Origin of the sequence: Asanoa sp. NPDC049475 (assembly GCF_040676915.1) — a bacterium.
Taxonomy (GTDB): Bacteria; Actinomycetota; Actinomycetes; order Mycobacteriales; family Micromonosporaceae; genus Asanoa.
The window spans coordinates 118047-136761 of the sequence record NZ_JBFAPY010000011.1; the positions used below are offsets into that span (position 1 = coordinate 118047).

Consider the following 18715-nt stretch of genomic DNA (forward strand, 5'->3'; position numbering starts at 1 on the left):
CTCCTCGTCTCACCATCGGTTCTCCAGCCACTGGTCGACGCGGGTGAGCGTCGCCAGGTCGACGGGGGTCAGCAGCGGCAACGGTCCGGGCTCGTCGGTCAACGCGGCCGCGAGCTCGTGGGTCATGCCGGTCACCGCGGACGCAATGAGCAGCTGCGACATCAGGTAGAGGCCGAACCCGAGCCGGCGCGCCTCGTCCACGGGAAGATGGCGCCCGGTGGGGGAGTGCACGACCAGGCTTTTCGGGGGTACGCGCTCGGTCAGGAACTGGTACGCGGACATCCGGCGCTCACGGTCGGCCGGCGTGTCCGGGTAGCTGAGGTAGCGGGTCATCAGCGGGAAGACCAGGTCGGCCCCGGCGTCCAGATAGGACTCACAGCGCGCCCGGGCGTCGTCGACGGACTCGCGCACGGCGTCCGTCCGCACGATCACGGTGGTCTCGCGGCCGACCTCGTGCCGGACGTCAGCGATCTCGCGGCCTACTTCGGCCATGGTCCGCAGCGGCCGGTCCTTGCCGAAGGCCTGACGATCCTCGATCACGAACCCGGCCGCGCCTGCGGAGAAGGCGTCCGCGGCCCGTTCCTGGGCGCTGCGGTTGCCCTCGAGGCCTGTCTGGCCGTCGACGATGATCGCGAGGCCGGAGGCGTCCACGAGCTCTCTGGCCAGGTCCAGGTAGCGCTCCCAAGGGTCGTGGGGGGCGTGCGGGCTGGGGGCGTCGGCTGCTTGGAAGCCGAACGGGGTGAGGTAGGCGGCCTCGAGGCCGGCTGCTTCCAGGACTCTTGCCCCCAGGACGTCGTAGCAGCCCGGGGCTACGACCAGGCCGCCGCTGGTGAGGGCGTCTCGGAGGATCGCTCTGGGCACGGGCGCCACATCGACCCCGTCGACCCCACTTCGATGCTGGTGCTGCTCTACGTCACCGACGCTTGCGGCAGCGCCCGCAGGCGGTGTGCTGTCCGCTGCGCGGTCGGTGCCGCAGCGCGCGGCGGCGTTGGCGGCGCCGGGGTTGTTTGGGGCGTTGCGGGCGACCCCGGCGGTGTCGGATCCCGTCGGGTTGTCGGCGTTGGCGGCGGTCCTGGCGTTGCGGGAAGCGGTGGGGTTGTTGGCGGCGCCGGCGTTGTCAGCGGGCGTGGCGCTGGCGGCGGGCGCGGCCCGGTCGGCGGGCGCGGCGTGGTCGGCGGTCCTTGCGTTGCCGGAAGCCGTGGGGTTGTTGGCGTTGCCGGTAGGTCGGTCACGGCCGCCGGTGGCATCGCCGGCGGGCGGGGTTTCGCCGTCGGCGGTCTCGTCTTGCACGTGCCGGCGGGAGGTGACCGGCACGCGCCGTTTTTCCGCGTCCAGGTCCGCGAAGCGCGACTGCTCGGTGCTGGGTGGGCGCCCCTCGTTGCGGCTGCTCCGGCCCCGCGCGATCATCAACTCGTCACCGAGCACTTACGGAACGCTACGCTGCTGCACCTCGGGCTCGCCACAAATGGGGCAATTTTGGGTTAGTGGTTGCCGCCATGTGGTGGTTGCCCCTACTCCGGGAAGTGGCGTGACCCCGCCGACGTGAACGACCGCGTCGAAGGCTGCCAGCGGATTGACCGGGGTGGCCTGTCCGCAAGTCGAGCGGATGGCGGCGAAGCCGCCGGTCCGCATGCCGCAATGACGAAGGGCGTCGCGGAGCGGGGCTCGCCTGGCTCGTCGGTACTCAGTACTACCGTGTAGCGGTACTCGGTGCTACGGTATAGCGGTACTCGGTGGTACGAGGTACTGAGGAGCCGCGGTGGAAGACCTGACGGAGATGCTGAAAGGCACGCTGGAGGGTTGCGTGCTCGAGATCATCAGCGGCGAGGAGACCTACGGGTACGCGATCACGCGCCGGCTGAACGAGCTCGGCTTCACGGACGTCATCGAGGGCACGGTCTACACGATCCTGCTGCGGCTGGAGCGCAACGGACTCGTCGAGGTGACGAAACGGCCGTCGGAGGTGGGCCCGCCGCGCAAGTTCTACGCACTCAACGAAGCCGGCCGCGCGGAGCTGTCGACGTTCTGGGCGAAATGGGAGTACGTCTCATCACGCATCGACGAGCTCAAGGAGGGCCGGAGATGACCTTCTGGGAAACCATCACAGGCAGCGATCTGACCAGGGAATGGAAGGCGTTCGAGGCCCGGGCGGAAGCACTGCCGGCCGACTACCGAGCGGCATGGGAACAGATCAAAGGAAATCTGTTCCCGTACGGCGACTTCACCGGCCGCAACCTGATGCCGATCCTCGACGCCGCCCTGGGCCTGCTCGAGTCGGCAGCGGCAGACGGCCAGTCCATCCAGGACGTACTGGGCGACGACATCCCAGGCTTCTGCGCGGCGTTGGCGGGGGGCCAGGGAGCCCGAACCTACCGCGACCGCTGGCGTGAGCAGTTGAACAGGAACGTGGCCAGGAAACTGGGCCGGCTAGGAGGCTGACGTGGGCATCCAGGACATCGTCGAAGGCAAGAAGCAGTGGCGGGCACACGTGGCCCGGGTCAAAGCGCTCCCGCCGGACTATCAGATCGTCTACAAGGAAATGCAGAAGTACCTGTTCAAGGTCGGCCCGATCGACCTCGCCGACGGGCGCCTACTCCCGGAGATCGTCGACTTCTTCGAAGAAGGCGCCGCGTCGGCCAAGGGAGTGCTGGAACTCATCGGCAGTGACGTGGCCGCCTTCTGCGACGACCTGATCAAAGACACCCGCACCTACGCGGACGTCTACCAGGAGTCCATCAGCGAGAAGCCGGGCACCAACGAGAGGTGACGCGAGCTCCGGTTCGCCCGCCGTAGGTGAGGCCGTTGTCCACCCAGCGCGCTTGTCGGCGCTTGGGCCTCGTCCGTCTCGGCGGCAGCCCTTTCAACCCGAATCCTGGAACGCTTGGGCGCGCGATTCGCGTGCGGTCAGTCCGGGAGCATCGGCATCTCCAGACCCGGATTGTGGCCGACCAGGACGCCGCGGGTGACGGCTGCTGAGCCGAAGCGGTCGCGGACCGCGTCGAGGGCTGCGTCGAGGGCGACACCGTCCTTCTCCTCGAAGGGGAGCGGGAGCTGCATGTAGCGGTCGTCGAGGTTGCCGACCGAGATGCCGATCAGCGTTATGCCGCGTTCCTCGATCATCGGTAGCGCCGCTGCCAGCAGGCGCCGAGTCGCGTCCAGGATCGTCTGGGTGTGCGACGTCGCGCGGGGGAGGGTGTGCGAGCGGGTCGCTCGGGTGAAATCCGTGAAACGCAACCGCAGCACCACCGTGCGGCCGGTGCGGCCGGCGCCGCGCATCCGCCGGGTCACCCGGTCGACCAACCCCGCCAGCATCGCGTCGAGTGCTGCTGGCGTGCGCGGAGATCTGCCCAGCGCCCGTTGGGCGCCCATCGAACCGCGGCGCTTGCCGGTCTGCACCGCGCGTGGGTCGCGGTTGTGGGCCAGCGCGTCGAGGTGCCGGCCCGCCGCCCGGCCCAGCAACGACACCAGGCCCGCCTCGCCCAACCGCGCCAGCTGCCCGACCGTGAAGATCCGGCGGTCGCGTAGCTTCGCCGCGGTCACCGGCCCCACACCCCACAATCGCTCGACCGGCAGCGGATGCAGGAAATCGAGCTCCTTCTCGGTGGGGACCACGAGCAGGCCGTCGGGCTTGGCGACCCCGCTCGCCACCTTGGCCAGGAACTTGGTGCGCGCCACCCCGACCGTGATGGGCAACCCGACCTGGTCGCGCACCGCCTTGCGTAGGTCGGCCGCGATCTCCGACGGCGGCCCCGCGATCCGCCGCAACCCGCTGACATCAAGGAACGCCTCGTCGATCGACAGGCCCTCGACCGACGGCGTGGTCTGCCGGAACACCTCGAAGACCGCCCGGCTCGCCCGCGTGTAGGCGGACATCCTCGGCTCGACGACGATCGCGTCCGGGCACAGTTGCCGGGCCGCACGGCCGCCCATTGCCGTGCGTACCCCTGCGGCCTTTGCCTCATAGCTCGCCGCCAGGACCACGCCGCCGCCGACGATCACCGGACGGCCCCGCAGCCGTGGGTGGTCGCGCTGCTCCACCGACGCGTAGAAGGCGTCGAGGTCGGCGTGGAGAATGGTCCCCTCGGGCATAGAACATATGTTCGCATGGGCAGGTCAAGCGATGTCCAGCGAGTGCAGGGATATTGCGGTGAAGAAGATCTGACTCCGTCGGTAGGCTGCCCGTCCGTGACCGATCAGGGCGATTTGGCGCGGCTGTCCGCGCGGGTTCTGCTGCTCGACGGCGACTCCCGCGTCCTGCTCCTGAGGTTCGCATTCGACCAGCGCGACGTGTCGGAATTCGGCGCATATGGATGGTGCGCGCCCGGTGGGGGCGTCGAACCCGGCGAGTCGTCCGCAGAGGCGGCCGCTCGGGAGGTGCGCGAGGAGATCGGGTTGGCGGTCGCGCCTGACGATCTCGGCCGGCCGGTCGCGTACGTCGCCGGATATGCAGACCTCGGCTGGGCGCGGGGCGTGTTCCGGGACGACTTCTTCGTGCTGCGGGTCGACGCCTTCGAGCCGGACACCTCAGCCATGCTCGATCACGAGGCCGCGTACCACGTCGGGCACCGTTGGTGGACGAGCGCTGAGCTGGCGGTTCCGTCAGAGACGGTCTTCCCGTACGGGCTGGCCGGGCTCGTCGGCGAGCTCGGGGCCGGGCGTCGACCGGTGCGGGCGGTGGAGTTGCCGTGGCATCACGGCGCCGACTCGAGATAACGATCCTGTGAAGGAGACCCCACCGTTTCTGTGCAATCGGTCCCCGGTGGCTGTCTGAAGAGGACGTTTGCGCCCGCGTACCCCCTGAATTGTCCGTCTGGTTCACCCGCTTGCAATGTCGTAGCCCTTCGGTAACGTCCCGTCCGTCGATGTCCGAGGGGGGAAGATGTCCATACCTGGATCCATCCGGCGCGTGGTCGGCCTGATCGCCGCGCTGGTGCTCGTGGCCACCCTGCCCGCCGCTCCAGCCGTCGCCGGGGGCCGCGACGACGACCTGCCCGCGCGCCATTCACTACGCGAGCCGGTGACCGACGAGAACTTCTACTTCGTCATGGCCGACCGGTTCGCCAACGGCGACACCGCCAACGACCAGGGCGGCCTAGGCTCCGACTCGCTGGTGTCCGGCTTCGACCCGACCCGCAAGGGCTTCTACAACGGCGGCGACCTCAAGGGCCTGCGCTCGAAGATCGACTACATCAAGGGCCTCGGCACGACCTCCATCTGGCTCACGCCCAGCTTCAAGAACAAGGCGGTCCAGCTCGAAGACGGGCCGTCGGCGGGCTACCACGGCTACTGGATCACCGACTTCACCCAGATCGACCCGCACCTCGGCACGAACGCCGACCTGCGCGCCCTGATCGACACCGCGCACGCCAAGGGCATGAAGGTCTACTTCGACATCATCACCAACCACACCGCGGACGTCATCGGGTACGCGGAGGGCGCGCGCAAGGGCTACGTCAGCAAGGACGTGGCGCCCTACAAGACCGCGTCCGGCGCGACCTTCGACGACCGCGACTTCGCCGGCAAGGCGTCGTTCCCGGCGCTCGACCCGGCGACCTCGTTCCCCTACAAGCCGGTGCTCGACCCCGCCGAGCAGAACCTCAAGGTGCCGGCCTGGCTCAACGACGTCACGCTCTACCACAACCGTGGCGACACGACGTTCGTCGGCGAGAACTCCTACTACGGCGACTTCTTCGGCCTCGACGACCTGTTCACCGAGAACCCGCGGGTGGTCCGCGGAATGATCGACATCTACAAGACCTGGATCCGCGACTTCGGTGTCGACGGCTTCCGCATCGACACCATGAAGCACGTCAACGACGAGTTCTGGCAGGAGTTCGGTCCGGAGATCCTCGACTACGCCCACCGCCAGGGCAAGCCCGAGTTCTTCATGTTCGGCGAGGTCTTCGACACCACGAAGAGCTTCACCTCGCAGTTCACCACCCGCGACCGGATGCAGTCGGTGCTCGACTTCCCGTTCCAGGACGCGGCCCGCAACTTCGCGTCCCGCGGGCAGCCGGCCGGCGCGCTGCAGACGTTCTTCGCCGGTGACGACTGGTACACGGACGCCGACTCGAACGTCTACCAACTGCCGACGTTCCTCGGAAACCACGACATGGGCCGGATCGGCGGATTCGTCCGGGGCGACAACCCCGGCGCGACCGACGCCGAGTGGGTGGCCCGCGACCGGCTCGCCCACGAGCTCATGTACCTGTCCCGCGGCAACCCCGTCATCTACTACGGCGACGAGCAGGGCTTCACCGGCCCCGGCGGCGACCAGGACGCGCGGCAGACGCTGTTCGCCAGCCGAGTTCCCGACTACCTCGACGACGACCTGCTCGGCACCGACGCGACGCATGCCCAGGACAACTTCGTCACGACCCACCCGTTGTACGCGTCGATCGGTGGCCTGGCCGCGCTGACCAAGCGGCACCCCGCCCTGCGTGACGGCGCCCAGCAGCACCGCTATGCGAGTGACGGCCCTGGCATCTACGCCTTCTCCCGGGTCGACCGGCGGGACCAGCGCGAATACGTGGTCGCGCTCAACAACAGCGAGACGGCCCAGTCGGCGGCGATCCCGACCTACGCGACGGGTCGGGCGACCTTCAAGAACGTCTACGGCGATGGGCCGAAGACGGTGCGCACGGGCAACGACGGTCGGCTGTCCGTGACGGTGCCGCCGCTGTCGGCGGTGGTCTACCAGGCTTCCGGCAAGGTGCCTGGCTCGCGCTCGGCGCCGTCGGTGTCGCTAGGCGCGCCGGCGCCGGCACCCGGCTCCCGCGGCCGGTTGCAGGTGACGGCCGACGTCGCGGGTTCCTCGTTCTACGAGGTCACCTTCTACGCGTCGGTCGCTGGTGGACCGTGGCGGCCGGTCGGCACCGACGACAACGCGCCCTACCAGGTCTTCGACGACGTGAGCGACCAGCGGGCCGGCACCTCGGTGCGCTACCGCGCGGTGGTGCTCGACAACAAGGGACACAGCCGGGAGTCGGGCGTCCGGTCCGGGGTCGTGCCGGCTCCGCTCGTCACGATCGAGGCGCCCTCCGAGGGCAGTGGCGTCCGCGGCACGGTCGAGGTGCGCGCGGTGGTCGACCCGGAGCGGGCAACCAACGTGGTCGCGATCGAGCGTCGCGTCGGCGACGGCCCGTGGACGCGGGTCGGCACGGACTCGTCCTCGCCGGCCTACACGGTGTTCGACGACCTGACGCCGCTCGATCTGGCGGCCAACACCCCGGTCGAGTACCGGGCGGTGCTCCTACCCGGCGGCCTCGCCGGCCCGGGTGCGACGTCCGAGCCACGCCGGGTCCGCGCTGCCGGCCCACCGGCCACCTCGGCGACGGTGCACTACTACCGACCGGCCGGCGACTACGGCGACCCGGCGGCGGGCTGGGGGCTGCACATGTGGGGCGACGCGGTGGCGCCGGAGGTGCTGGCCCAGATCGCCTGGGACAAGCCCTGGCCACGCTCGGGAGTGACCGACGGCTGGGCCGACTACGCGATCCCGCTGGCCAGCGACACGCAGCCGGTCAACTTCATCATGCACCTACCCAGCGGCGACTCGGTCCCGTCGACCAGAGAGCCGGGCGGTGACCGCTCCTTCCTACCGATCAACACACCGGAGATCTGGCTCATCCAGGGCGACCCCACGATCTACACGAGCAAACCGGCGGTCTAGCCGCCCGGCCACCTTGTGTCCCGCCGTCGCCCGCGCGGCGGCGGGACCAGGAAAAGGCGGCTCCCGCGGTGCCGGGGTGGCTCGGTCTTGCTGTCGGGGCGGTGCCCGGATCGCGAGCGCGGGTCGGGAGGTGGCGGCGTCTCGATCCCGCCTCCGCGCAACGGCGGGCCAGGAAGGCGGCTCCGGCGGTGCCGGGGGTGCCTCGGTCACGCCGCCGTCCAGCGGTGGGCTACCAAGCGGCTCCGGCGATGCCGGGGTGCCGTCGCCGAGCAGGACCAGAGCATGCGGTCATCGCCCTCAGGGGTGAGGCGGACCGCGACGCCGCCACGGGACTGTGCAGGCGGTGCGCCGGGAGTTCGACGGAGCGGGCGGGGCAGGTCGCATCGGTCCCGCCCCGCGCAGCAGCGGGACAGTGGCGCGGCTCTGGCGGTGCTGGGGAGCGTCGCCTGATCGTGGCGGTCGACACGGCCGGGAATGTGTTCCCCGCGTCAGGTGCTGGATCGAGTCGTGACTGTGACGCAGGCTACCGACGACCTCAGCGACGTGTTGGAACGGCTCCGCTGGTCGGTGGGCGCCTACCGCAAGGAGACGTTGCGAGCCGGCGAGCGGCGCTCCGTCGGTGGTGCGGGGATGCGATTCCACTTCGTCGCCCAGGGTGGGCTTGATGTGCGGGGCGTCACGGGGAAGCGGCTCGGCACAGGCGACTTTCTGCTGCTGCCGCGCGGCGGCGAACATGTGCTCGTCGCGCAAGGCGAGACGGTGGTGCACACGGGTGACCTGGAGTACGCCTCACCCGTCGCCGCCCAGGTGGCGGCCGTGATGCCGGACATGCTGGTCGCTTGCTGCTTCACGACCCGCGAGCCGGTGGTCGCCGCGCTGATCGAGGGCATGGCCGGCGAGGCGTGCGGCGAGCGGCCAGGCTCGCGGTCGGTGATCTCGCAACTCGCCAACATCGTCGCGGCCGCCGCTATCCGGAACTGGGTGGAGTCCGGGTGCGGGAGCCTGCCGCTGTTGGCGGTGCCGCTGCGGGATACCGACATCGCGCGCGCCGTGGAGGCCATCCACGACGACCCGGGCTCGCCATGGACGGTCGAGACGCTCGCGCGGGTCGCGCTCGCCTCACGGTCGGCGTTCGCCAAGCGGTTCCGGGACACGGTGGGGGACTCGCCCGCCCGCTACCTCGCCCGCATCCGGATGGAGCACGCGAAACGCCTGCTCGCCGAACGGGGAAGCGTCGCCGAGGTCGCGGTCCAGCTCGGGTACGGCTCCGAGGCCGCCTTCAGCCGCGCCTTCCGCCGGCACGCCGGCGTGCCACCCACACAGTGGCGGCACACCAGCGATGAACCGCTGAGACTGCCCGTCTGACAGGCGACCGTCGACCGATCGCGACCAGTGCGGGCATCGCGTTCGGACATCGCCATCGAACGGTGGACGATGCTGGTCGTGCGGGTGCTGAGGCTCGCGCAGCGTGCCCGTGCACCCGCGGTGTCGTGCCCAGGTAGGGCGCGGTGCGCCGGACGGCGCCACCAACACACGGGCCGGCGCACGGCCAGCCTGCCCCACCGGCCAGGACGCCGGACTGCTGGCCGCCCGCGGCATCGCGGTCGCCATCTCACCTCAGAAGCGGCGGGCGCTCGTGAACAGGGCGCCGCCGGCGATGGCGGCGACTCCGGCCACCACCAGGGCCACCTGGACGTCGAACGCGTCGACCAGGACGCCGCCGACAGCCGCGCCGAGGGCGATCGCTACCTGGAACATCGCCGTCGCCAGGCTGCCGGCCGGTTCCAGGCGGGTCGGTTCTACCCGGGCCACCCAGGTCAGTACCAGCGTGGGTAGGCCGCCGAACGCGAGTCCCCAGACGCCCACCGCGGCCGCGACCGCGCCGTACGAACCCGACATCACCGCGAAGACCGTTACTGCCGCGCCGATCAACAGGGGCGCCACCAGGACGCCGAGGCGGAGGCGGCGGTCGGCCAGGGGGCCGGCGAGCATCGTGCCGACGAAGGCCGCGATGCCGAAGATCGTCAGTAGGAGCGCGAGGGACGACGGCGTGATGTCGGGCACGCGCTCGGCCGCCGGCCGGATGTAGGTGAACGCCGCGAAGTGGCCGCCCGCGACCAGGAGGATCGCGATCATGCCCAGGATCATCGTGCGGCCGCGGGCCGTGTCGACCAGGGCGCGCAGCGGTGGTGCGCCGGAGGCGGCTACCGGTGGGAGCCAGGCCAGCAGCAGGAGCAGCGCGACGATCGCCATGCCCCCGGCCAGCCAGAACACCGGGCGCCAGCCCCAGGCCTCGCCGAGGTAGGTGCCGACCGGTACCGCCGTGACCGTCGCCAGCGAGACGCCCAGGTTGACCACCGTCATCGCGCGGCCCAGTCTGTCGTCGCTGACGAGTTGGCCTACCACCGCGAGCGCCATCGCCCAGAAGCCGGCAATCGCGACGCCGAGGATGAGGCGGCCGAGGAGCAGCAGCGGGTACCACGGGGCCAGCGCCACCAGCACGTCCGAGACGACCGCCAGCACGATCAGCAGGGCCAGGAGGCGGCGACGGTCCAGACGGGGTACGACGATCGCGATCGTCGGCGCCGTGATCGCTCCCATGATCGCCGTTGCGGTGACCGCCTGACCGGCCACGCCTTCGGTGACGTTCATGTCGGCGGCGATCCTGGGCAGCAGGCTCGCCGGCAGGAACTCACTGGTCACGAGGGCGAAGATGCTGAGCCCGACGGCCGCGACCGCGAACCACGGCGAACGCGCCGGACGTGCGGCGGCGCCGACCGCGGGCTCACGAAGATCAGAGGTCAGAGTCACCGCGCAAGCGTCGCCGCGAATGACCCGCAATGCTTGATCGTCCGTCGCCGCTGTTTGACGAATCGTCCACGTCTGGGCGACCGACGGTCGTAGCGTTCGAGGAGGAACCGGCGCTCCACCTCGTCGGCAGTCAGGGCCAAGGTCTCCTCGTGCGCCGAGGCCGCCTCCGAGACCCGACCAGCACCGTCGGTGCGGATCCCTCAGAGCGACCCGAGGCGTTCGAGAAGGAACCGGCGCTCGACGTCGTTGGACGTCAGGACCAGGGCCTCCTCGTACGCCGAGGCCGCCTCCGGGATCCGTCCGAGCCGCCGCAGGAAGTCGGCCCGCGCCGCGCTCAGGTAGGGATACGTCGCCAGCGCCGGCTCGCTCAAGAGCGGAGACAGCGCGTCCAACCCGGCAGACGGCCCGTCCCGCATCCCGACCGCCACAGCTCGGTTCAGCGCGACCACCGGAGACGGCCACAGCACGAACAGCCGCTCGTACAGCGCGACGATCTCCTGCCAGTCGGTCGCCTCCCACGACGGAGCGGAAGCGTGCGTGGCCGCGATCGCCGCCTGGAGTGTGTAACGGCTCGGCGGACCACGGCGCAGCGCCTCGACCAACAACGCGACGCCCTGCTCGATCAGCGTCGCATTCCACAGTGAACGGTCCTGTTCGGACAACAACAGCAGGCGCCCGGAGGCGGACACCCGGGCCGTGGCCCGGGAAGAGGTGAACAGCATCAACGCGAGTTGGGCCGAGACCTCGGCCGACGTCGGCATCAGCAGGTGCAGCAGCCGACCCAGGTCCAACGCCCGGTCGAGCAGGTCGTGCCGCACCAGTCCCGGCCCCGCCGGCGCCGTGTGCCCGGTGGTGAAGATGAGCTGCACCACCTCCAGCACCACCGAGAGCCGTTCGCCCAGCGACTCCGGGGGCGGCGTCCGGTACGGGATCCGGGCCGTCGCGATCTTCTTCTTGGCCCGGGTCAGCCGCGCCGCCATCGTCGCCTCGGACACGAGAAAAGCTCGGGCCACCTCGCCTGTCGACAGTCCGCAGACCAGCCGCAGCGTCAACGCCGCCTGCGCCTCCCGGGACAGCGCCGGGTGGCAGCACGTGAAGACCAGCCGGAGCCGGTCGTCGTCCAGCGCGGAGTCCGGCGGGGAGACGGAACCGTCGGTGACCAGCAACGGCAGGCGCTGCCGGAACGCCGCCCGCCGGCGCAGCTCGTCAAGAGCGCGGTTGCGGGCGACCCGGGTCAGCCACGCACCCGGCCGGTCCGGAACGCCGGACGTCGGCCACACCACCAACGCCGAGGCGAACGCCTCCTGGACGCACTCCTCGGCGAGGTCCAGGTCCCCGGTCGTCCGCGCCAGCACGGCCAGCAGCTGTGCCCACTCGCGGCGGTGGGCCAGTGCCACCGCCGCGTCGACGGACTCGCTCATCCGTGGTCGACTACTGGCCGGATCTCCACCGCGCTGTGCGAGGCCCGCACCTCCGGCAGCAGAGCCGCCAGCTTGGTGACCTGGTCGAGGTCGTCGGCCTCGACCAGGTAGTACCCGCCGAGCCCTTCCTTGGTCTCCAGGAACGGCCCGTCGGTCAGCAGCAGGCCGCCGTCGGAGCCGGCCCGCAGCGTCGTGGCCACCTGCGGCGACTCCAGTTGCGCGCCACCTTTGACGCCCGCACCGGCGGCGTCCCGGAACGCCTCGTGCGCGGCGTCGTGCGTCTTCCACTCCTCCGGCGTCATCGCGTCCCACTGGGCCTGGTCGCCAAAGATCAACAGCATGTACTTCGCCATGGGATGGCCTTCCGGACGTGGGGCCGCGGCGCGGCCCCCTCACCGCACCGACGAACCCCACGATGCCGGAATCGACGCCCGGACGGAAATTTCTTAGGGCCGGGCCTCGTACACCAGGTTGAACGGGGTCTCGGAGACCCGGCGGAAGCGCGTGAAGCCGGCCTCCGTCGCGATCCGGCGGATGGCCGCCTCGCCGGCCTGGGCGCCCAGCGCGTAGCCGCCGTCCTGCGAGAGCGCGTTCGGCACGCACAGGAACGTGGAGAACCCGTAGTAGACCCGCCCAACCGGGTTGAGGTTGTCGGCGACCGTGTCGCCGGCGATCGGCTCGACGATCATCCAGGTGCCGTCGGTGGCCAGCGACTCGCGGACGTGCCGGGCCGCGCCCAGCGGGTCGCCCATGTCGTGGATCGCGTCGAACGTCGTCACCAGGTCGTACGGGCCGCCGCTGAACGTCTGCGCGGTCGCCGCCTCGAACGACGCCCGTTCGGCCACACCGGCGTCCGCGGCCCGCTTGTGCGCCTGCATGATCGACTGGTCGTGGTAGTCCGAGCCCGAGAACCGCGACGCCGGGAACGCCTTGGCCATCAGCACGGTCGACGCGCCGTGCCCGCAGCCGATGTCGGCGACGCTGGCACCCGCGCGCAGCTTGTCCTCGACCCCGTCCAGCGCCGGCAGCCAGGCCGTGGTCAGGTTCGCCAGGTAGCCGGGCCGGAAGAACCGCTCGCACCCTTCGAACACCTCGGCGTCGTGCTCGTGCCAGCCCATGCCGTCGCCGCTGCGGATCGCCGCCGTGATCCGGGGCTCGGCCCGCAGCGCGCCCAGCGCGAGCTGGAACGCACCCGGCACGAACACCGGGCCTTCCGGGTCGGTGAGCGCGAACGCCTGCTCCTCGGTCAGCGAGTAGGAGCCGGTGGCCGCGTCGTACTGCACGTAGCCGCCGGCCGCCTGCCCGCGCAGCCACTCGTCGACGTACCGCGTGTCGGTGCCGGTCGCCTCGGCCAGGTCGGCCGGCGTGCGGGGCGCCGCGGCGAGCGCGCGGTAGAGCCCGAGCCGCTCGCCGACCACCACGTTGCCGGCCGCCATCGTCGCGCCCAGGTCACCGACGAACCGGCCGAGGAACTCCATCAACCGGTCGTTGTCCAAAGCCATGATCATTTCCCCCTCTGAAAGGTCGTGTCCGGGCATAGGTTCCGCAGCGTCGTTGCAGGGCGCTTGCAACCGCATTGCAATGCCGCCCGGCAGGCTTGCCGACATGCGGGCACGGGAACCAGACATCGAGGGGTACGTCAAACGCGACGGCGTCCGGATCGGGTACGAGGTGTTCGACCCGGGCGACCCCGACGCACCGACCGTCGTGCTGCTGCCGGCCTGGTCGATCGTCGACTCGCGGCACTGGAAGGCACAGGTGCCGTACCTGTCGCGCGAGTTCCGGGTGATCACGATCGACCCGCCCGGCAACGGCCGCTCGGACCGGCCGACCGACCCGGCCGCCTACAGCGACGACGCGCACCTGGGCTACCTGCTCGCGGTGCTGGACGCCGTCGGGGCCGACCGGGTGGTGCTGGTCGGCCTGAGCCGTGGCGGCTGGTGGTCGCTGGTCGGCGCCGCCCGCCTGCCCGACCGGGTGCTCGGAGCCGTGGCCATCGCGCCCGTCGCCCCGTTCCTCGACGAGCAGCCCCCGCACCGCCAGGTCGCGCACTTCGAGCGGCAGCGCGACTCGTACGACGGCTGGCAGATGTTCAACCGCCACTTCTGGCAGCAGAACCTGCGGGGTTTCGCCGAGTTCTTCTTCACCACGGTGATCAGCGAGCCGCACTCGACCAAGCAGATCGAGGACGCGGTCGGCTGGTCGACGCAGACCACGCCGGAGTCGCTGATCGCCGCGGAGCGCAGCCAGCGGTGCGTCCGCGACCGCGACGAGACCGAGGCGCTGCTGCGCGGGATCGACCGCCCGGTGCTGGTCATCCGGGGCTCCGACGACCACTGCCGCACCCCCGACGAGATGGCGCGCGCGGCGCGGTTGTCAGGCGCGCACGACGTGGTGCTCGACGGCGCCGACCACATGCCGCACACCCGCGAGCCGGTGGTGGTCAACCGGCTGCTCCGCGACTTCGTCCGGCAGGCGACCGCGACACCGCCGAAGCAGATCCGCTGGCAACGGCCGCTGAACCGGCCACGGCGGGTGCTCTACCTGTCGTCACCCATCGGGCTCGGGCACGTCGAGCGGGACGCCGCGATCGTCGACGCCCTGCGCCGCAAGCGGCCCGGCGTGCAGGTCGACTGGCTCGCGCAGCATCCGGTGACGGAGGTGCTGGAGCGGCGCGGCGAGCACGTGCATCCGGCCTCCCGGCACCTGGTCACCGAGTCCGCGCACATCGAGAGCGAGGCCGGCGAGCACGACCTGCACGCGTTCCAGGCCATCCGGCGCATGGACGAGATCCTGGTCGCCAACTTCATGGTGTTCGCCGACCTGGCCGAGCACGAGCCGTACGACCTCTGGGTCGGCGACGAGGCCTGGGAGCTCGACTACTTCCTGCACGAGAATCCCGAGCTCAAGCGCACCGCGTACGCGTGGCTGACCGACTTCGTCGGCTGGCTGCCGATGAACCCCGGCGAGGAGCATCTCACCGGCGACTACAACGCCGAGATGGTCGAGCAGATCGCCCGCTTCCCGAGGCTGCGCGACCGGGCCGTGTTCGTGGGCAACCCCGACGACCTGGTCGACGACCCGCTCGGGCCGGGCCTGCCGAGCGTCCGCGACTGGACGCTGGAGCACTTCGCGTTCAGCGGCTACGTCGCCGACTTCCCGCCGGTCGACGACGACGGACGCGCCCGGCTGCGGGCCGACCTCGGCTGGGCGCCCGACGAGCCGGTGTGCGTCGCGACCGTCGGCGGCTCCGGCGTGGGTGGCGACCTGCTGCGCAAGGTGGTCGACGCCTTCCCGGCCGCCCGGCGGGCGGTGCCGGGGCTGCGGCTCGTCGTCGTGACCGGTCCACGGCTGGACCCGGCTCCGATCGCCAAGCGCGAGGGGCTGGAGGTGCACGGCTACGTCCATGGCCTGCACCGGCTGCTGGCCGCCTGCGACCTGGCCGTCACGCACGGCGGCCTGACCACCACGATGACCCTCACCGCGCACCGCCGCCCGTTCCTCTACGTCCCGCTGCGCAACCACTTCGAGCAGAACCGGCACGTCCGGCACCGGCTCGACGCGTACCGGGCCGGTCAGCACGTCGACTATGGACAGACCGACCCGGAGAACCTGGCGGCGTTGATCGCCCAATCGATCGGCCGGCGCGTCGACTACCGGCCGGTGGAGACCGACGGTGCCGAGCGGGCGGCGGACCTGCTGGCCGAGCTGTTCTGAAGAGCCCGGGCGGCGGCCAGTGGTGCGCGCCAGCCGGTCCGCTCGCCGGCGGCCAGCAGCGGCGCCAGCACCGCGGCGGCGCGCTCGGGCTCGTCGCGGGCCAGCCAGGCCCGAGCCACCGACGTGTACGCGTCGGCGCCGTAGAGCCAGGCCGCGTCCGGTGGGGCGACGACCGAGCGGAGCAGGGCGTCGGCCTCGTCGAGCAGGTCCGGTGCGCCGGTCGCCTCGGCCAGCGGCGCGAGGCAGCGCAGCCGATAGGCGGCCGTGCGGTGCGACGCGGTGACGGCGAGGCCGCGCTCCAGCACGGGGATGGCCGCCGCGCGGTCGCCGAACTCGACCAGCGTGGTGCCGTGCATCGCGTCGACCGCGGCCGCGAACCAGGCGTGCGACTCCATCGTGGATGCCCGGTGTCCCAGCGCCAGCGCGTCGGCGCGGCGGCCGTCCAGGCGGGCGATCCAGCCGAGGTGGGCCAGGTACCAGGGCGCGTAGCTCCGGTAGCCGCTGCGCTCGTTGATCGCCATCGCCTCGCCGACCCGAGCGGCCGCCTCCCCCCAGCGGCCCGCCGCGAGGTGCGGAAAGGCCGACTCGAACCGGCACCACTGCAGGAGCGACAGGTCGCCCCGCACCAGCGGCTCGAGCTCGGTCAGCAGGGCGGACAGCTCGGTCACCTCGCCGAGATAGGCGTACGCCGTCTTCAGCCCGTCGAAGGCCGCCGCGAGCGCCGGGCCGCCGGGCGCCACCTCCCGTGCCCGCCGGCCGTAGGCGAGCGCTTCGACGAACCGCAGCTGGTTGCAGCTCAGCACGGCCAGCCAGCCGAGCAGCTCCGCCTCGGCGCCCCGGTCGCCCAGCTGCTCGGCGAGCGCGAGCGCGGCGCGCATGTGCCCGATGCCGTCCTCGACCGGCCGCCCGACCCCGGCCCAGGCCGGCCCGCCCAGCTCGCGCAGCGCGGCCATCTCGGCCCGGCGGTCGCCGGTCTCGCGGCTGAGCCCGAGCGCGACGGCGGCGTCGGCGAGCGCGTCGTCGTAGCGGAACATCGTCTCGCGTACCCGGGCGCGCAGCAGCAGCGCGGTCGTCCGCAGCTCGAGGTCGGCGCACCGGTCGGCAGCCGCGACCGCGTTGTCGAGCAACGCGTCGGCGTCGGCCGCGGCGTAGCGCTTGGCGGCCCGCTGCCCGGCGGCCAGCCAGGCGCGGCCCGCGCGGCGGTCGTCGCCCGCCGCCTGCGCGTGCCGGGCCACGGCCTCCGGGTTGTCGGCCAGCAGGTCCGCGGCGCGCAGGTGGTGGGCCAGCCGGGTGGGCGGCGGCGTCGAGTCGTAGAGCACCTCCTGGACGAGGTCGTTGGCGAACTCGTACGCCCGGCCGGCCACCCGGGTCAGCCGCGTCTCCAGCAGCCGCTCGCAGCGCAGCGTCGCCTCCGCCGCCCCGACGCCGAGCAGGCCCGCGACCGCTGCCGGCGCGAACGACGGGCCCAGCACGGCGGCGGCCCGCAGCAGCTCCTCGGCACCGGCGCCGGCGGCCCGCACCCGGGCCAGCACGCTGGCCCGCAGCGACTCCGGGACGCCGGTGTCGCCGGCCGCGAGCGCTCGCAGGGTCTCCACCACGAACAGCGTGTGCCCGCGGGTCCGGCGGGCGATCTCGGCCACGTGGGCCTGCTGCCCGGCCGCCTTGGCCAGCGCCGCGATGGCGGGCTCGTCGAGCGGCCCGAGCGGCACGGTCGCGGCGACGCCGTCGAGGGTGGCGACCGCCTGCCGGCCCTCCGCCGCCCGTACGGTCGCGACGACGAGCAGCCGGGCGGTGCCGGCGTGCCGGGCCAGGTAGTGCAGCAGCTCGACCGTGGCCGCGCCGGCGTGCTGGAGGTCGTCGACCACGAGCAGCACCGGACGCGGCTGGGAGAGCCGGAGCAGGAAGGTCGTCACCGCGTCGTACGCGGCCCGGCGCTCCGCCTCGGGGCTGCCGCGCTCGGCCGGCGGGGCCCCCAGGACGGCCGCCGCGGCGGGGACCAGGGCGGCCAGCGCTCCGGCCCGGCCGGTGGCGGCGGCACGCACCCCGTCCGGCGGGGTCGCCGTGACCAGCTCGCCGACCGCCTCGACCACCGGTTGCAGGAACAGTGAGCGTTCGGCGGCGTAACAGCGGACGGTGACCACGGTGCCGGGCGTCGCCCGGGCCAGCCGGGCCAGCTCCTGCGCGAGCCGGGTCTTGCCGATGCCGGGCTCACCGGTCAGCAGGACCACTCCCGGCCGGCCGCCGATGGCGTCCTGCCAGGCGGCGAGCAGCTCGCCGGTCTCGCGCTCGCGGCCGGCCAGCCTGTTGCGTCCCGCCCGCTCCGGGCCGACGGACGTGCCGCGCAGCACCGCCACGTGCAGGTCGCGGGTCGCGGGGGAGGGGTCGACGCCGAGATCCTCGGCGAGCACCGCGCGGAGTCGCTCGTAGACGGCGAGGGCGCGGGCCGGCTCCCCGAGCGCGTCGTGCGCACGGATCAGGGCGCGCGCGGCGTCCTCGTCGAAGGGGTCGACCCGCAGGGCGGCGTCGGCCGCGTCGCGGGCGCGGGCGGGCACCCCCGCCGCCAGGGCCGCCGCGGCGACCGTCTGCCGGGCGCGGCGCAGGTGACCGGCCTGCTCGGAGCGGACGGCCGCGGCCCAGTCGGCCGCCGGCTCGGCGATCAGTGCCGGTGCGGCGGCCAACACCGCTTCGGCGTGGCCCGCCACCTCCAGCGCGGCCGCGGGGTCTCGGGTCAGCTGAGCCTGCGCGGAGGTCACCAGGCGGGCCGCCTCGTGCAGGTCGACCGTGACCTCGTCGGCCAGCCGGTAGCCGCCGCGACCGCCCTCGACCAGCGCCTGGCCGAGCGCGGCCCGCACGCGGCTGACCAGCGTGGCGACGTTGTCGGCGGGCCGTTGCGGCGGCCGGCCGGGCCACAGCACGGCCACGATCCGGTCGACGGTGACGATCCGGCGCTCGGCGGCCAGCAGCGCCAGCAGCGTCCGGGCCTTGCGGCTGCCCACCTCGGCATCGGGCAGCACCCGCTCGCCGCGCGCCACGGCGAACGGCCCGATGAGCCGGATGCCCGTCGTCCCCACGTGGTCTTGCTACGTCGCCGGGT

The 18715-nt window shown here is 72.2% G+C and carries 14 protein-coding genes; 7 read left to right on the plus strand and 7 right to left on the minus strand.

Annotation, left to right across the window (positions count from 1 at the left end; genetic code table 11):
- Positions 1 to 9: 9 nt before the first annotated feature.
- Positions 10 to 1425 carry an isocitrate lyase/phosphoenolpyruvate mutase family protein gene (locus AB0J88_RS35820; protein ID WP_364355015.1) on the minus strand — a complete coding sequence of 472 codons (1416 nt, stop codon included), beginning with the start codon at positions 1423 to 1425 and terminating at the stop codon, positions 10 to 12.
- 334 nt (positions 1426 to 1759) lie between these two features.
- Between AB0J88_RS35820 and AB0J88_RS35825 the strand changes: the two genes are divergently transcribed.
- The 3 genes from AB0J88_RS35825 to AB0J88_RS35835 are packed head-to-tail and all read left to right on the plus strand — an operon-like array spanning position 1760 to position 2767.
- Positions 1760 to 2086 (plus strand): PadR family transcriptional regulator, encoded by a 327-nt coding sequence (locus AB0J88_RS35825; protein ID WP_364355013.1) that lies wholly within the window; start codon positions 1760 to 1762, stop codon positions 2084 to 2086.
- Positions 2083 to 2439, plus strand: coding sequence for a DUF1048 domain-containing protein (locus AB0J88_RS35830; RefSeq protein ID WP_364355010.1), 357 nt, complete (start codon positions 2083 to 2085; stop codon positions 2437 to 2439). The genes AB0J88_RS35825 and AB0J88_RS35830 overlap by 4 nt, the downstream gene beginning before the upstream one ends.
- Before the next feature lies 1 nt (position 2440).
- Entirely contained in the window at positions 2441 to 2767 is a 327-nt protein-coding gene (locus AB0J88_RS35835) for a DUF1048 domain-containing protein (protein WP_364355007.1), read from the plus strand.
- Positions 2768 to 2904: 137 nt separating this feature from the next.
- Here the strand turns inward: AB0J88_RS35835 and dinB are convergent, their stop codons facing one another.
- Positions 2905 to 4089 carry a DNA polymerase IV gene (gene dinB / locus AB0J88_RS35840; protein WP_364355004.1) on the minus strand — a complete coding sequence of 395 codons (1185 nt, stop codon included), beginning with the start codon at positions 4087 to 4089 and terminating at the stop codon, positions 2905 to 2907.
- 96 nt (positions 4090 to 4185) lie between these two features.
- Here dinB and AB0J88_RS35845 point away from each other — a divergent pair, with 96 nt between their 5' ends.
- The 3 genes from AB0J88_RS35845 to AB0J88_RS35855 all read left to right on the plus strand — a co-directional run bounded on the left by AB0J88_RS35845 (position 4186) and on the right by AB0J88_RS35855 (position 9037).
- Positions 4186 to 4713 (plus strand): NUDIX domain-containing protein, encoded by a 528-nt coding sequence (locus tag AB0J88_RS35845; protein WP_364355001.1) that lies wholly within the window; start codon positions 4186 to 4188, stop codon positions 4711 to 4713.
- 166 nt (positions 4714 to 4879) lie between these two features.
- Positions 4880 to 7672 carry an alpha-amylase family glycosyl hydrolase gene (locus AB0J88_RS35850; RefSeq protein ID WP_364354999.1) on the plus strand — a complete coding sequence of 931 codons (2793 nt, stop codon included), beginning with the start codon at positions 4880 to 4882 and terminating at the stop codon, positions 7670 to 7672.
- Positions 7673 to 8179: 507 nt separating this feature from the next.
- Positions 8180 to 9037 carry an AraC family transcriptional regulator gene (locus AB0J88_RS35855; RefSeq protein ID WP_364354997.1) on the plus strand — a complete coding sequence of 286 codons (858 nt, stop codon included), beginning with the start codon at positions 8180 to 8182 and terminating at the stop codon, positions 9035 to 9037.
- Between the two features lie 252 nt (positions 9038 to 9289).
- On the opposite strand, the gene AB0J88_RS35860 is transcribed toward AB0J88_RS35855, so the two are convergent.
- From AB0J88_RS35860 to AB0J88_RS35875, 4 genes are all read right to left on the minus strand, one after another.
- On the minus strand, positions 9290 to 10483 hold the full coding sequence (locus AB0J88_RS35860) for an MFS transporter (RefSeq protein WP_364354995.1): 1194 nt from the start codon (positions 10481 to 10483) through the stop codon (positions 9290 to 9292).
- Between the two features lie 200 nt (positions 10484 to 10683).
- Entirely contained in the window at positions 10684 to 11904 is a 1221-nt protein-coding gene (locus AB0J88_RS35865; RefSeq protein WP_364354992.1) for a sigma-70 family RNA polymerase sigma factor, read from the minus strand.
- Positions 11901 to 12245 carry a YciI family protein gene (locus AB0J88_RS35870; protein WP_364738144.1) on the minus strand — a complete coding sequence of 115 codons (345 nt, stop codon included), beginning with the start codon at positions 12243 to 12245 and terminating at the stop codon, positions 11901 to 11903. The genes AB0J88_RS35865 and AB0J88_RS35870 overlap by 4 nt, the downstream gene beginning before the upstream one ends.
- 105 nt (positions 12246 to 12350) lie before the next feature.
- On the minus strand, positions 12351 to 13406 hold the full coding sequence (locus AB0J88_RS35875) for a class I SAM-dependent methyltransferase (protein ID WP_364354986.1): 1056 nt from the start codon (positions 13404 to 13406) through the stop codon (positions 12351 to 12353).
- Between the two features lie 103 nt (positions 13407 to 13509).
- On the opposite strand from AB0J88_RS35875, the gene AB0J88_RS35880 reads away from it, so the two are divergent.
- Positions 13510 to 15621, plus strand: a complete 2112-nt coding sequence (locus AB0J88_RS35880) for an alpha/beta fold hydrolase (RefSeq protein ID WP_364354983.1) — start codon at positions 13510 to 13512, stop codon at positions 15619 to 15621.
- On the opposite strand, the gene AB0J88_RS35885 is transcribed toward AB0J88_RS35880, so the two are convergent.
- Positions 15558 to 18692 (minus strand): AAA family ATPase, encoded by a 3135-nt coding sequence (locus AB0J88_RS35885; protein ID WP_364354980.1) that lies wholly within the window; start codon positions 18690 to 18692, stop codon positions 15558 to 15560. The genes AB0J88_RS35880 and AB0J88_RS35885 overlap by 64 nt on opposite strands.
- Between the last annotated feature and the right edge of the window lie 23 nt (positions 18693 to 18715).

What these genes read in the sequence shown, in the direction of transcription:
- AB0J88_RS35875 (WP_364354986.1), bottom strand. Translation starts at nt 13,406, where the DNA reads ATGGCTTTGGACAACGACCGGTTGATGGAGTTCCTCGGCCGGTTCGTC.
- AB0J88_RS35870 (WP_364738144.1), bottom strand. Translation starts at nt 12,245, where the DNA reads ATGCTGTTGATCTTTGGCGACCAGGCCCAGTGGGACGCGATGACGCCG.
- AB0J88_RS35880 (WP_364354983.1), top strand. Translation starts at nt 13,510, where the DNA reads ATGCGGGCACGGGAACCAGACATCGAGGGGTACGTCAAACGCGACGGC.
- AB0J88_RS35830 (WP_364355010.1), top strand. Translation starts at nt 2,083, where the DNA reads ATGACCTTCTGGGAAACCATCACAGGCAGCGATCTGACCAGGGAATGG.
- dinB (WP_364355004.1), bottom strand. Translation starts at nt 4,089, where the DNA reads ATGCCCGAGGGGACCATTCTCCACGCCGACCTCGACGCCTTCTACGCG.
- AB0J88_RS35865 (WP_364354992.1), bottom strand. Translation starts at nt 11,904, where the DNA reads ATGAGCGAGTCCGTCGACGCGGCGGTGGCACTGGCCCACCGCCGCGAG.
- AB0J88_RS35850 (WP_364354999.1), top strand. Translation starts at nt 4,880, where the DNA reads ATGTCCATACCTGGATCCATCCGGCGCGTGGTCGGCCTGATCGCCGCG.